This is a genomic window from Burkholderia sp. BC1 (genome assembly GCF_052683555.1).
Map to the genome: position 1 here is coordinate 1 of NZ_JBQYLP010000205.1, position 11442 is coordinate 11442.

General features: G+C 65.8%; 11 protein-coding genes and 1 pseudogene. 4 read left to right on the forward strand and 8 right to left on the reverse strand.

Going from position 1 to position 11442, the window contains the following annotated elements; translation table 11 throughout:
* The coding region (locus ACSHSS_RS31520) for an efflux RND transporter permease subunit (protein WP_445546097.1) at positions 1 to 427 on the forward strand (427 nt) is incomplete at its 5' end.
* Between the two features lie 10 nt (positions 428 to 437).
* Positions 438 to 1970 carry a multidrug efflux transporter outer membrane subunit OpcM gene (opcM, locus tag ACSHSS_RS31525; protein ID WP_445546098.1) on the forward strand — a complete coding sequence of 511 codons (1533 nt, stop codon included), beginning with the start codon at positions 438 to 440 and terminating at the stop codon, positions 1968 to 1970.
* 179 nt (positions 1971 to 2149) lie between these two features.
* Here the strand turns inward: opcM and ACSHSS_RS31530 are convergent, their stop codons facing one another.
* From ACSHSS_RS31530 to ACSHSS_RS31545, 4 genes are all read right to left on the reverse strand, one after another.
* Positions 2150 to 2500 (reverse strand): type II toxin-antitoxin system ChpB family toxin, encoded by a 351-nt coding sequence (locus ACSHSS_RS31530; RefSeq protein ID WP_006397259.1) that lies wholly within the window; start codon positions 2498 to 2500, stop codon positions 2150 to 2152.
* A complete protein-coding gene (locus tag ACSHSS_RS31535) occupies positions 2494 to 2745 on the reverse strand; it encodes an AbrB/MazE/SpoVT family DNA-binding domain-containing protein (RefSeq protein ID WP_006397258.1) in 252 nt (83 codons plus the stop codon). Before ACSHSS_RS31535 ends, ACSHSS_RS31530 begins: the two co-directional genes overlap by 7 nt.
* Before the next feature lie 556 nt (positions 2746 to 3301).
* Positions 3302 to 4795 carry a M81 family metallopeptidase gene (locus ACSHSS_RS31540; RefSeq protein WP_006397257.1) on the reverse strand — a complete coding sequence of 498 codons (1494 nt, stop codon included), beginning with the start codon at positions 4793 to 4795 and terminating at the stop codon, positions 3302 to 3304.
* 100 nt (positions 4796 to 4895) lie between these two features.
* Entirely contained in the window at positions 4896 to 6200 is a 1305-nt protein-coding gene (locus ACSHSS_RS31545; RefSeq protein WP_039222447.1) for an MFS transporter, read from the reverse strand.
* Positions 6201 to 6341: 141 nt separating this feature from the next.
* Here ACSHSS_RS31545 and ACSHSS_RS31550 point away from each other — a divergent pair, with 141 nt between their 5' ends.
* The gene (locus ACSHSS_RS31550; RefSeq protein WP_006397255.1) at positions 6342 to 7313 is read left to right on the forward strand and encodes a LysR family transcriptional regulator; all 972 of its coding nucleotides are present in this window, start codon (positions 6342 to 6344) and stop codon (positions 7311 to 7313) included.
* Positions 7314 to 7325: 12 nt separating this feature from the next.
* Here ACSHSS_RS31550 and ACSHSS_RS31555 read toward each other — a convergent pair whose 3' ends face one another.
* Positions 7326 to 8216 (reverse strand): LysR family transcriptional regulator, encoded by an 891-nt coding sequence (locus ACSHSS_RS31555; protein ID WP_006397254.1) that lies wholly within the window; start codon positions 8214 to 8216, stop codon positions 7326 to 7328.
* 98 nt (positions 8217 to 8314) lie between these two features.
* Between ACSHSS_RS31555 and ACSHSS_RS31560 the strand changes: the two genes are divergently transcribed.
* Positions 8315 to 8755: a PACE efflux transporter gene (locus ACSHSS_RS31560; RefSeq protein WP_006397253.1), complete on the forward strand. Its 441-nt coding sequence runs from the start codon at positions 8315 to 8317 to the stop codon at positions 8753 to 8755.
* 142 nt (positions 8756 to 8897) lie between these two features.
* Here the strand turns inward: ACSHSS_RS31560 and ACSHSS_RS31565 are convergent, their stop codons facing one another.
* The 3 genes and pseudogenes from ACSHSS_RS31565 to ACSHSS_RS31575 form a co-directional block, all read right to left on the reverse strand.
* Positions 8898 to 9752 carry an alpha/beta fold hydrolase gene (locus ACSHSS_RS31565; protein ID WP_006397251.1) on the reverse strand — a complete coding sequence of 285 codons (855 nt, stop codon included), beginning with the start codon at positions 9750 to 9752 and terminating at the stop codon, positions 8898 to 8900.
* Positions 9753 to 10025: 273 nt separating this feature from the next.
* On the reverse strand, positions 10026 to 10439 hold the full coding sequence (locus ACSHSS_RS31570) for a hypothetical protein (protein ID WP_200889641.1): 414 nt from the start codon (positions 10437 to 10439) through the stop codon (positions 10026 to 10028).
* Positions 10440 to 10563: 124 nt separating this feature from the next.
* Positions 10564 to 11314: pseudogene (locus ACSHSS_RS31575) on the reverse strand (IS5 family transposase).
* Between the last annotated feature and the right edge of the window lie 128 nt (positions 11315 to 11442).

Below are 11442 nucleotides of genomic sequence, written 5' to 3' on the forward strand. Positions count from 1 at the left end.
AAAAAACGGCGTATGGCTCACGCACGGCGACAACAACATCTTCACGCAGATCGGCTTGATGGTGCTGGTGGGGCTGTCGGCGAAGAACGCGATCCTGATCGTCGAATTCGCGCGCGAGCTCGAACACGACGGCAAGACGCCGCTCGAGGCCGCGATCGAGGCGAGCCGGCTGCGTCTGCGCCCGATCCTGATGACGTCGATCGCCTTCATCATGGGCGTCGTGCCGCTCGTCACGTCGACGGGCGCGGGCTCGGAGATGCGCCATGCGATGGGTGTCGCGGTGTTCTTCGGGATGCTCGGCGTCACGCTGTTCGGGCTGATGCTGACGCCGGTGTTCTACGTCGTGCTGCGCACGCTCGCGGGCGGCAAGATTCACGTCGCCGGCAAGGATTCGGCCGGTTACGGCGTGCCCGCACCGGATGCTTGAGGACAACAAGATGGACAACATGCACAACACAAACGGCCTGATGCGCATCGCGAAGGTGGCGGCCGCGAGCACGCTGCTCGCGACGCTGCTCGCCGCGTGCGCGGTGGGCCCCGACTACAAGCGCCCGGACGTCACGACGCCCACGGCGTTCAAGGAAGCGCCGACGCTCGCACCCGGCGAGCAGGCCGGCACCTGGAAGCCGGCCGAGCCAGCCGACGGCGCGCATCGCGGCGAATGGTGGAAGGTGTTCGGCGATCCCGTGCTTGACGCGCTCGAGGAACAGGCGCTCGCCGCGAACCAGAACCTGAAGGCCGCGGCCGCACGTGTCGAGGAGGCGCGCGCCGCGACGCGCACTGCGCGCTCGCAGTGGTTCCCGCAGGTCGGCGTCGGCTTCGGGCCGACGCGCGAAGGGCTCTCGTCGGCGTCGCAGTTCCAGCCACAGGGCACAGGGCCGACCAATGCGACGCTGTGGCGCGCGCAGGGCACCGTGTCGTACGAGGCCGACCTGTTCGGCCGCGTGAGCCGCAACGTCGAAGCGTCGCGCGCCGATCAGGCGCAGAGCGAAGCGCTGTTCCGTTCGGTGCAGCTCGCGCTGCAGGCCGACGTCGCGCAGAACTACTTCGAACTGCGCCAGCTCGATTCCGATCAGGACCTGTACCGCCGTACGGTGGAACTGCGCGAGGAAGCGCTGAAGCTCGTGCAGCGCCGGTTCAACGAGGGCGACATCAGCGAGCTCGACGTGTCGCGTGCGAAGAACGAGCTCGCGTCCGCGCAGGCCGATGCGGTCGGCGTTGCGCGCCGGCGCGCGGCGTCCGAGCATGCGCTCGCGATTCTGCTCGGCAAGGCGCCGGCCGATTTCGCGTTCAAGGAAACGCCGCTCGTGCCGGTCGCGGTGAAGATTCCGCCGGGATTGCCGTCCGCGCTGCTCGAACGCCGTCCGGACGTCGCGGCGGCCGAGCGTGCGATGGCGGCTGCGAACGCACGGATCGGGCTCGCGAAGTCCGCGTATTTCCCGAAGCTCGACATCACCGGATCGTTCGGCTATGAAGCGTCGACGCTCGGCAACCTGTTCCTGTGGTCGAGCCGCACGTTCCTGCTCGGACCGTTCGCGGGCACCGCGCTGACGTTGCCGCTGTTCGACGGCGGACGCCGCGCGGCCGGCGTGCAGCAGGCGCGCGCGCAGTACGACGAACAGGTCGCGAACTATCGGCAGCAGGTGCTCGTCGCGTTCCGCGAGGTCGAGGACAATCTCGCCGATCTGCGGCTGCTCGACGATCAGATTCGCGCGCAGAATGCGGCCGTCAATGCGTCGCGCCGTGCGGCGACGCTGTCGCGGACGCAGTATCAGGAAGGCGAAGTCGCGTATCTCGACGTGATCGACAGCGAGCGGTCGGTGTTGCAGTCGCAGTTGCAGGCGAATCAGCTCACGGGCGCGCAGGCCGTGTCGACCGTTAATCTCATCCGTGCACTTGGTGGCGGGTGGGGTGAGGCGCCGACGGCGGTCGGCGGGGCGGCGGCCAAGGCGGAGATCGCGGGGCGTTGACGTGTCGACGCGCGTGGCGGCTCGCGGCGGGCCGCTGCGCCACATGAAGTTCAACCAGCCCCGATCCGCGGTGACGCGGATCGGGAGTGCAACTTCCCGCACGCGTTATACCGCTTCCGCCGTGTAAGCCTCGAGTCGTCCAGCAGAGAGACTATCCGCCTGGCGGAAAAGCCCTTTCATTATTCGATGATCGTCTGAAGCCGGGCGAGTGCATCTTCCACGACCTCGACAGGCGCGCGTTCGACCTTGCGAGCGCCGCGCGCCTCCAGGTCGAGCATGCGAACCATGTTCACCAGCGCGACGCCCTGCGTCTCGGTTCCTGCACCGGACAGCGGGACCGCGAACCCTGCGAACCGCGCAAATTCGCCACCCTGGGTGATCGGTGCGACCAGCGCAACGCCCAAAGCGTTGAACGCTGCCGGGGAGAGCACCAGCGCCGGACGAAAGTCGCCCTGGTGCTCACGACCGAGAGTCGGATTCAGGCTCACGCGCACGATATCGCCTCGCTCGAACTTGACGCGCTTCACCATGCCTCACGCCCCACCGGCTTGACCTCGCCCCATGCAGCCATGTCGGCAGGGAAAGGCGCTTTCGTGTCGCATTGGGCAACGAGATCATCGAGCGAATACTTGCGGCGGGCCGGCGTCAACAACACGCCATCCGGGCGCACGTCCGCGCTCAGCGAACTGCCGACCGTCGCGTTGATCTGTTCGAGCAGAACGCTGGGCAAACGAACCGCCGCGCTATTGCCCCATTTTTGAATCTTGAGTTCCATGGCAAGCTCCAAATGTTTATCCATTGTAGAAACGCGTCGCGCGAATTGCAAGTTATTTGTATCTACAATGAAGATACGTTTGAGCGCTTTCGCGCGGTTGGAAGCCCGATAGTTTTCGGCAGCAAGCGCGGGGTTCGAGGTCTGAATCGGCAAGCGGAATCCTCGATTTTCGGCAGAGATCCTCGCGATTATTTCGCGAAGGTCGGGCCGGATTGCTTCGAGACGATGGATGGCGTGGTGGCCGATAGCCGGCGACGCGGACGGATGATGCTTCGTCGGGGCCGCCGGCCAGCGAATCGATGAACCTCGGTCATTCAGCATTGCCGGCGGCCGGGGTTTTTTATCGCATCGCGACGTCGATTGGCGTGACACGGGATACCGCCATATCGCAACTAACGGTCAGGCCGCACAAGCCTCGCCCGACGGGGCGGCTGGCGTGCCGCCACCCGCCCCGAGTCACGCCTTGTCGCGAGCAGCGCGCGATGGGTCCGTGGAAAATCTTGCCCGATCCCGACCTGCCGGCAAATCCTCATCCAGCTGTTTCGACGCGAGCGCCTCACGCGCCTTTGAACGCGTCGCCCATCGGCTTCGTCCGCATGCCGTGCGCGAGCCGGGTCCACGGCAGGTCGGCCGGGTCCGCCTGCATCGGCCCGGGCGCCTTGGCGACCAGCACCGCGTGCGCGATGTGCTGGAAGTCGGCGCGGAAATGCACCGAGCTCTTGTTGACGAGGATTTTCATCGCCTCCGGCTCGACGCCGCCCAGGCGATACAGATTGCGGTCGAGCATCTGCGCCTTGCCGCCGCTCACGACGATCCGCACGCCGTCGATCTTCAGGCAGGCGACCGGGCCGACGTCAGCGAGCATGCCGTTCATCATCGGCCCGTCGTAGCGGCACACGCCGTCCGATACCGCGACGACCTCGAAGCGTCCGTGAAACGGCTCGTCGCCCGGTACGCCGGAGCCGCCGAGCGACAACTCGATGCAGGCGCCGACGCCCGCCCGTGCGGCCGCCGCCGCCGCGGCCGGATCCCACAGCAGGCCGAGCGCCGCGTCGCGCGCGCCGTTGCGCAGCAACGCGCGCAGCAGCCCCGTCGTGTTGGAGTCGCCGCCCGCGCCGGGGTTGTCCTGCGTGTCGGCGATCACGACGGGCTTGCTCGCGCCTTCCGCCAGTCGCATCGCCTCGCGCACCGCGTCGTCGGGCGACAGGAACGGCACCTGCCATTTCGCTTCGTCGCTCAGCATCTTGTCGTATAGCGCCTGCACGGCCGCGTCGACCGGATTGGCGTCGCCGTAGCCCCAGATGACCGGCCCGCATTCGGGAAAGTCCGCCGCCGGAAAGCCCGGCGCGAACGACAGCGAAGCGACGCCGTCCGTCTCCAGCGCCGCCAGCCGTGCATACATGTCGCGCGCGGGATCGAGCAGCGTGCACATGCCGTTGATCGGAATCAGGAACGGCAGCCGCCGTGCAGCGCGATGCAGCGGACCGCCACCCGCGAGCAGGCGTTCGAGCAGCGCGGCCGCGCGTTCGCCGGTCTCGGCCATGTCCACGTGCGGGTACGTGCGATAGGCCACCAGCGCGTCGGCACGGCTCAGCATCCGCTCGGTCACGTTCGCGTGCAGGTCGAGCGACGCGACCACCGGCACGGCCGGGCCGACCGCGTCGCGGATGCGTTCCAGCAGCGTCCCTTCGCCGTCGTCGGTATGCTCGGCGACCATCGCGCCGTGCAGGTCGAGATAGACCGCATCGAAGCCGCCATGCCGTGCCGCGTCGACGATCTCGCCGGCGATCCGCTCGAACGCGTCTTCGGTGACATGCGCCGACGGGCTCGCGCCGGCCCAGATCACCGGCTGCAATGCCCAGCCGCGCCGCTGCGCCGCGCGGATGAAGCCGCCCGCCGGAATGTTGACGTCGCGCAGCGCGAGCAGGTCGGCGCCGCGCACCATGGCCGGAAATCCCTCGCCGCGCTCGAAATTCGCATAGGCGGCCCGGGTCGGTGCGAAGGTGTTGGTTTCGTGCTGGAAACCGGCAATCAGGATGCGTGTGGTCATGAGACTGAATCCAGGAAGAACGGTCGGTGTGCGCGACGTGCGTCCGGCGCCCGATCCGGCCGGACGGCGCCGCGCGAAGCGCGTGAAGCGGTGCGTCGTGTCAGCGCGTCGCGACGGGAAGGCGATTCATGATCAGCGCCGCCGCGCCCGCGACCATCAGCGCGACGATCACCAGCAGCCCGGCCTGCATGCTGCCGGTCGCGGTGCGGATCTCGCCGATGACGGTCGGGCTGAGGAAGCCGCCGATCAGGCCGATCGTGTTGATGAGCGCGATGCCGCCCGCGGCCGCGTTGCCCGTCAGGTACTGCGACGGGATCGCCCAGAACACGGTATAGGCCGCCCACGTCAGCGCCGTGGCGATCGTCATGCAGACGAGCGATACCGCGAGGTGGCCGTCGGCGAAGGTCGCGGCGGCCAGCGCGGCCGCGCCGACCAGCGCCGATACCGCGCTGTGCAGCCGGCGTTCGCCGCGGCGGTCGGAGCGTCGGCCGATCGCGAGCATCGCGGCGGCGGCCGCGATGTACGGAATCATCGAATAGAAGCCGATCTGCATCGTGTCGGTCACGCCGTTGGCCTTGAGGATCGACGGCAGCCAGAAGCTGACCGCGTAGATCCCGCAGATCATCGTGAAGTACGCGAAGGCCAGCAGGTAGACGCGCGGGTCCCGCGCCGCCTGCCCGAACGCATGGTGGCCGGCGGCGGGCGTCTGCAGTTCGGACGCGAGCAGGCTTTTCTCGCGGTCGGTCAGCCACGCCGCATCGGCAGGCCGGTCCGCCAGCACCTTGAGGACCAGCAGGCCGAGCAAGGCGCACGGCAGCCCTTCGACGACGAACATCCATTGCCACCCGGCGAGGCCGTGCGCGCCGTCGAGCGCGGTCATCAGCCAGGTCGACAGCGGCGAGCCGACGATGCCGCCGATCGGGCCCGCGAGCATCACGACGGCCATCACGCCGGCCATGCGCCGCGCGCCGTACCAGTAGGTCAGGTAGAAGATCATCCCCGGCGCGAAGCCGGCCTCGAACACGCCGAGCAGGAAGCGCAGCACGTAGAACGAGGTCTCGCCGCGCACGAACATCATGCCGGCCGACGTCAGGCCCCACAGCACCATGATCCGGCTGATTGTCTTGCGTGCGCCGATCTTCGGAAGAAGCAGGTTGCTCGGGATCTCGAACAGCACGTAGCCGAGAAAGAAGATGCCCGCGCCGAGACCGTATGCCGCGTCGGAGAAGCCGAGCGCGCTTTGCATGTGGAGCTTCGCGAAGCCGATGTTGACGCGATCGAGATACGCGAACGTGTAGCACAGCAGCAGGAGCGGCAGCAGGCGCCAGTTCAGCTTGCGATACAGGGCCTGCACGGGGGCGCTGTCCTGGGCCGTTGCGTGGCGGGAGGAGGGTACGGCGGACATATCGGTCTCCAGTGACGTGGGCGTCTTGCAACATTGATCTCGATGGCTGCATCGTCGGAGAGACGAAAAAGCAGAGCAAGAGCAACTTTCGTGAGCTAATGTTGCTCCACGGGCAACACGTCACGACACACCGGAATCCCCATGCGCGAACTGAACCAACGCCGCCTGCGCTACTTTCATGAAGTCCTGACCCATGGCTCGATCCGCGGCGCGGCCGACAGCATCAATACTGCGCCGTCCGTGATCACGCGGCAGATCCGCCTGCTCGAGGAGGAAATCGGCGTCGTGCTGTTCGAGCGCCAGGCGCGCGGCGTGCGGCCGACCGAGGCCGCCGCGCATCTGCTCGAATACTGGCGCGGTTGCCGTTCGCAGCAGGAACTGTTCGAGGAGCGGCTGCAGGCGCTGCAGCGGCTTGAGTCCGGCCAGGTACGGATCGTGACCAGCGAAGGCTACGTCGACGTGCTGATGGACGAGGTGCTGACCGACTTCTGCATGCGCTATCCGAAACTCGACGTGATCGTCGACGTGCTGCCGGTCAACAACGTGCTGCAGGAGGTGGCCGAGAGCCGCGCGCATATCGGGCTCGCGTACAACCCGCCCGCGCATCCGGAGATCCGCTATCTCGCGACCTCGTCGCAGCCGGTGGTGGCGCTCGTCCACGCGGGCCATCCGCTCGCGGTGCGCGGCGGCCCGGTCCGCGCGCACGAGCTCGGCGAGTATCCGCTCGCGCTGATGCCGCCGGCCTTCGGTCTCGGTCAGGTGGCGCAGATGCTCGCCTATACGGAGAACCTGCCGATCCGCCCGACGCTGACGACCAATTCGCTCGCGGTGCTGCGGCATTTCGTCAAGCGCCATCGAGGTATCACGCTGATCGGCGCGTTCGCGGCTTATCGCGAACTGGACAGCGGCGAGCTCGTCGCGCTGCCGATCGAGCATCCGTTGTTCGATTCCGCGAAGGCACGCCTGCTGGTGAAGACGGGGCGGCCGCTCGGTGTGGCGGCCGACACGCTGCTGAATTGCCTGCTGAGCGATATGAAGATGTTCGCGGCGGCGAATGGCGGCGGCCGGACCAGGGACGCCGCGCGGAAGCGGGCGGCCAGGCGCGCGCGGTAGCGCCTGCTGCGGTTACGCCGCGTCGCCGTCGGCCCGCAGCGCCCGCACCAGCTCGTTCGCGGCTTTGCCGAGCCCCGTATGCTTCGGCCGCCGCAGATACACGGGCAGCGGCAACCCGTTGCGGATGTTCGCGAACGTGAGCGGCGCGAGTTCGCCGGCGGCGACGTATCGGCCGATCACCGACGCCGGCAGGTTCGCCCAGCCGTGGCCGGCCGTCACGAGCGCGATCGCGGTTGCCATGTCGGTCACTTTCCACGTGCGGTTGCCGATCACGGGCCGTACGTCGGTCAGCGGCCGGTCCGGATCGGCGATCACGATCTGCCGGAACCCCGACAGTCGCTCGATTCCTTCGGGATGCGCGGCTTCGGCGATCAGCGGATGAGTCGGCGCGGCGACCGCGACGAGCGTCTCGGTCCACAGCGCGTGGATCTGTTCTTGCGGATGAAGATCGAGCCCGCCGTACGCGACGCACAGATCGACGGCGCCGCGATGCAGTGCATCGACGATCGCGTCCTGCGGCGCCGTGACGATGCTGACTGCGAGCGCCGGATATGTCGCGGAAACGGCCGCGAGCGCGCGTGCGACGGGCGCGCCGTCGACTTCCGCGGCGAGACCGAGCCGCAGCGTGTCCTCGACGCCTTCCGACAGATGCTGCGCATGCGCGCGCAGCGCGTGCAGCCGCTCGGCAATCGCGCGCGCGTCGGGCAGCAGCGCGGCCATTGCGGCCGTTGGTGTCGGTTCGCGCGTGCCGCGGTCGAACAGCACTAGGCCCAGCTCCGCCTCGAGATTCGCGATGGCCATGCTGACCGCCGACGGCGTGCGGCCGAGTGCGCGCGCGGCCGCCGAGAACGAACCCTTGTCGATGACGGTCAGCAGCATGTCGATGTGGTCACTGGTCAGCATGCAATGCCTCCTGTCAGAAAAATTGAAAGGACCTGACTTTTGCAGGCAAGGGACGCGCTGCTAGTCTCGCCACCTTGTTCGATTCGAAGGGGCGATTCATGCAGGGCTGGAAGAGACGCGTCGTCTACGTGGTGATGTTCGAGGTGCTCGGGATCCTGATCGCATCGACGGTGCTCGGCGCGTTGAGCGGCGCGAGCGTGGAGACGAGCGGTCTGCTCGGCGTCATGATCTCGACGACGGGCGTCACCGTCAATTTCCTATACAACCTCGCGTTCGAGGCATGGGAACGGCGGCGCGCGGCGACGACGCGGACGATCGGCCGCCGCGTCGCGCATGCGATCGGATTCCAGGCCGCGCTCGTGACCTTCCTGATTCCGCTGATTGCGTGGTGGCTCGACGTATCGCTGCTGCAGGCGTTTCTGTTCGACGCGGTGCTGATCGTGTTCTTCCCGATCTTCACGTTCGTCTACAACTGGTCGTTCGATTGCGTGTTCGGCCTGCCGGATGCCGTGACGCGCAACGGCGAGCCGGCGGCTTGAAGCCACGCGCCGCGCGTATGGCGAAACGGAGGCGCCGGCGACGCACGACGGCCGCTGAAGAAGCGATGCAGGCGGCGCTCGCGTCGTCTTTGGCGACGATCACGGCAAGGCGGCCCTAAAGCCGCCTGATACGACAGCGCGCTTACGCCGCGACGAACTCGTGCACGAAGCGGTTGAACACGGCCGGGCTTGCCGCGTTCATCCCGTGCGACGCGCCGGCGACGGTCTGCCGTTGCGCGTTGGGGATCCATTGCGACAGCGTCTCGACGTTGTTGCGGAACATCTTCGGGCTGCGCTGGCCGTCGATCAGCAGCGTGCGGCAGGCGATATCGCCCGCGGTGCTCGCCGAATACGCGGGCAGCGGATCGCGCAGTTGCTTCGGCAGCGTGCTTGCGTTGTCGATCGCCATCGCGCGGAAGCGCGGCGTGCTCTTCTTCCACGCACCGGGCAGGCTCACCGAATCGACGAACATTTCGAGGCCCGCCTCGACGCTGCCGCTGCCGATCAGCTCCACCGCCTTCGCCCGTAGCGCCATGGCGGCCGCCGGCAGCTTCGCCTCTTCTCGCACGCCGTCGCGTTGCAGCGGGCCGCCCGGATCGGCGAGCGTCAGCGATTCGACGAGGTGCGGATGCTGGCGCGCGACGTTGAACGCGACGCTGCCGCCGCGCGAATGGCCGACGAGATGCACGGGGCCGAGATCGAGCGCGTCGATGAATTCGGCGAGCTCGTCGACGTGGTTCTGCCAGCTGAACTCGTCCTGGATGCCGGCTTCGACGGCCGGCCAGTAGTGGCTGAGGCTCGGCGCGATGCAGCGGTAGTGGGCCGACAGCGCCGCGAGCTGCGGATCCCAGTAGCGGTAATCGCAGAGCGAACCATGAACGAACACCATCGGCGCGCCGCTGCCCTGCTCGACATACGGCAGGCTGATGCCCGACGACAGCGTCGCAAACTGCAGGTCCGGATTCGCGAGCACCGAAGGCTCGATTCGCATGTTCATGACTGAAAGACTCAAAGGTGCGTCAACACGACGCAACTATGCCTCAGGGCGAGCTGCAAGCAAAACGCATAATTTTCATCGTCGCGATCAATTTTATTGATGGATCGGGCAGAAAGCCTTGTCGGAGCAAGAGGGCCGGCGATCGTCTTACGGCCATCGGCGTGCCGACGTCCGACCGGCTGAACCGCAAGAGATTTTGTTTTGGGAAGTGAGATGAAGCGTATGGCTTGCGCCCTTCTAGGGTGTGTTGACAAAAGGCAGGCGGCAATCAGCTCAATGAAATTGGCCGTACCATGAGTCGTTCAGCGTCGGGATGTAAGGCCAGTCGGTCTTTCGTGGAAGCGCGCTTTGCGCGGCCTTCGCCTCTTCTGGTGCGAGGAAGAGGGCGCCTAGGTCGTTGCCGCCGTTTATCGCGTATAGCTGTACGCCCGTGCCCAAGAGTTGCTTGTTTACGATCAGGAAGAAGAAATAGGTAGCCCTTCCCCAGCTTTCACTTTCGGTGCCTGGTTCTTCTGCGGAATAGACGAGATATTCTTGCCCATCGCATCGAATCTTGTAGCTGGGAACGTCGCCATCCAATATTTCTGTGAGATCCGCTGGATGGACAACGTACTTGGTGAGTTCCGGTAGCAGTTGCTGATAAGCTTCGGCAATCCCTTGTTCCGCAAGGTCTTCAGCATCGAGCAAGATCAACTTTTCGTAGTCGAGCGGCTGAACGGGAGTCTCTGCGACTTTAGTGTGTGAGTTTGACCTTCGGAAAAGCTTCGAAAAAATAGAGCGCATAGGACCTCTTCTGTAAGTCGACGTCGTCTCAGACAAGCCATATAAAGGATGCGGTCACAGCAACGAAGGACGCAAAGCGCTCTGACAATTTTTCGTATCGTGTGGCGATGCGCCGGAACTGCTTAATACGGGCAAAGAAACGCTCAACAAGGTTTCGGGACCGATAGAGGTCCTTGTCCAGTGCACGCTGTTCGCGTCGATTACAACGACTTGGAATTACGGCCGTGGCGTCGAGGCTGCTCAGATGCGCAATGAGTGCATCAGTGTCGTATGCCCTGTCAGCCGCAACACTCCTTGGCTGCAACTCACCCAGCAATGGTAGCGCCTTCGGACTGTCGCCGGCCTGCCCACCAGTGAGTCGGAATTTTGCAAGCATACCCAAGCCGTCAACCAGCGCGTGAATCTTCGTACCGAGCCCTCCTCGAGAACGCCCGAGGGCCTGATCGCCCTTTTTTTGGGGGCGCCTGCGGCATGTTGATGCGCGCGCACAATCGTGCTGTCTATGAAGACCTCTTCGAAGTCAGTATCTCCCGCCAACGTCGCAAAGACGCCATGCCAGACGCCGGCTTGGGCCATCGAGCAAATCGCCTGTACACGCTATTCCAGCAGCCAAATTCCTCTGGCAGATCACGCCACGGACTACCCGTGCGGGCAATCCAAAGTACAGCCTCGACAAATTCGCGATTGTTCGCCGCGGGCCGCCCTCGACAGCCAGCCCGGCCCGGAAGCAGTCCTTCAATTCGATCGTATTGGTCATCACGCAACAGCCTTCGTGCCATCCTGCCTACCCAAAATACAGGATGTAAACAGATTACCGCTCAGGTTAACAGCCCCCCGTCAGCATTTGTCAACAGACCCTAGGGAAACGCTGATTTATTCGGCTCGGCGGTCATCGCAGACGTAGCCG

Excerpts from the sequence above, each read along its gene's own strand:
- ACSHSS_RS31545 (WP_039222447.1), bottom strand. The coding sequence starts at position 6,200 with ATGTCCGCCGTACCCTCCTCCCGCCACGCAACGGCCCAGGACAGCGCC.
- ACSHSS_RS31555 (WP_006397254.1), bottom strand. The coding sequence starts at position 8,216 with ATGCTGACCAGTGACCACATCGACATGCTGCTGACCGTCATCGACAAG.
- ACSHSS_RS31550 (WP_006397255.1), top strand. The coding sequence starts at position 6,342 with ATGCGCGAACTGAACCAACGCCGCCTGCGCTACTTTCATGAAGTCCTG.
- ACSHSS_RS31560 (WP_006397253.1), top strand. The coding sequence starts at position 8,315 with ATGCAGGGCTGGAAGAGACGCGTCGTCTACGTGGTGATGTTCGAGGTG.
- ACSHSS_RS31535 (WP_006397258.1), bottom strand. The coding sequence starts at position 2,745 with ATGGAACTCAAGATTCAAAAATGGGGCAATAGCGCGGCGGTTCGTTTG.
- opcM (WP_445546098.1), top strand. The coding sequence starts at position 438 with ATGGACAACATGCACAACACAAACGGCCTGATGCGCATCGCGAAGGTG.
- ACSHSS_RS31565 (WP_006397251.1), bottom strand. The coding sequence starts at position 9,752 with ATGAACATGCGAATCGAGCCTTCGGTGCTCGCGAATCCGGACCTGCAG.
- ACSHSS_RS31530 (WP_006397259.1), bottom strand. The coding sequence starts at position 2,500 with ATGGTGAAGCGCGTCAAGTTCGAGCGAGGCGATATCGTGCGCGTGAGC.
- ACSHSS_RS31540 (WP_006397257.1), bottom strand. The coding sequence starts at position 4,795 with ATGACCACACGCATCCTGATTGCCGGTTTCCAGCACGAAACCAACACC.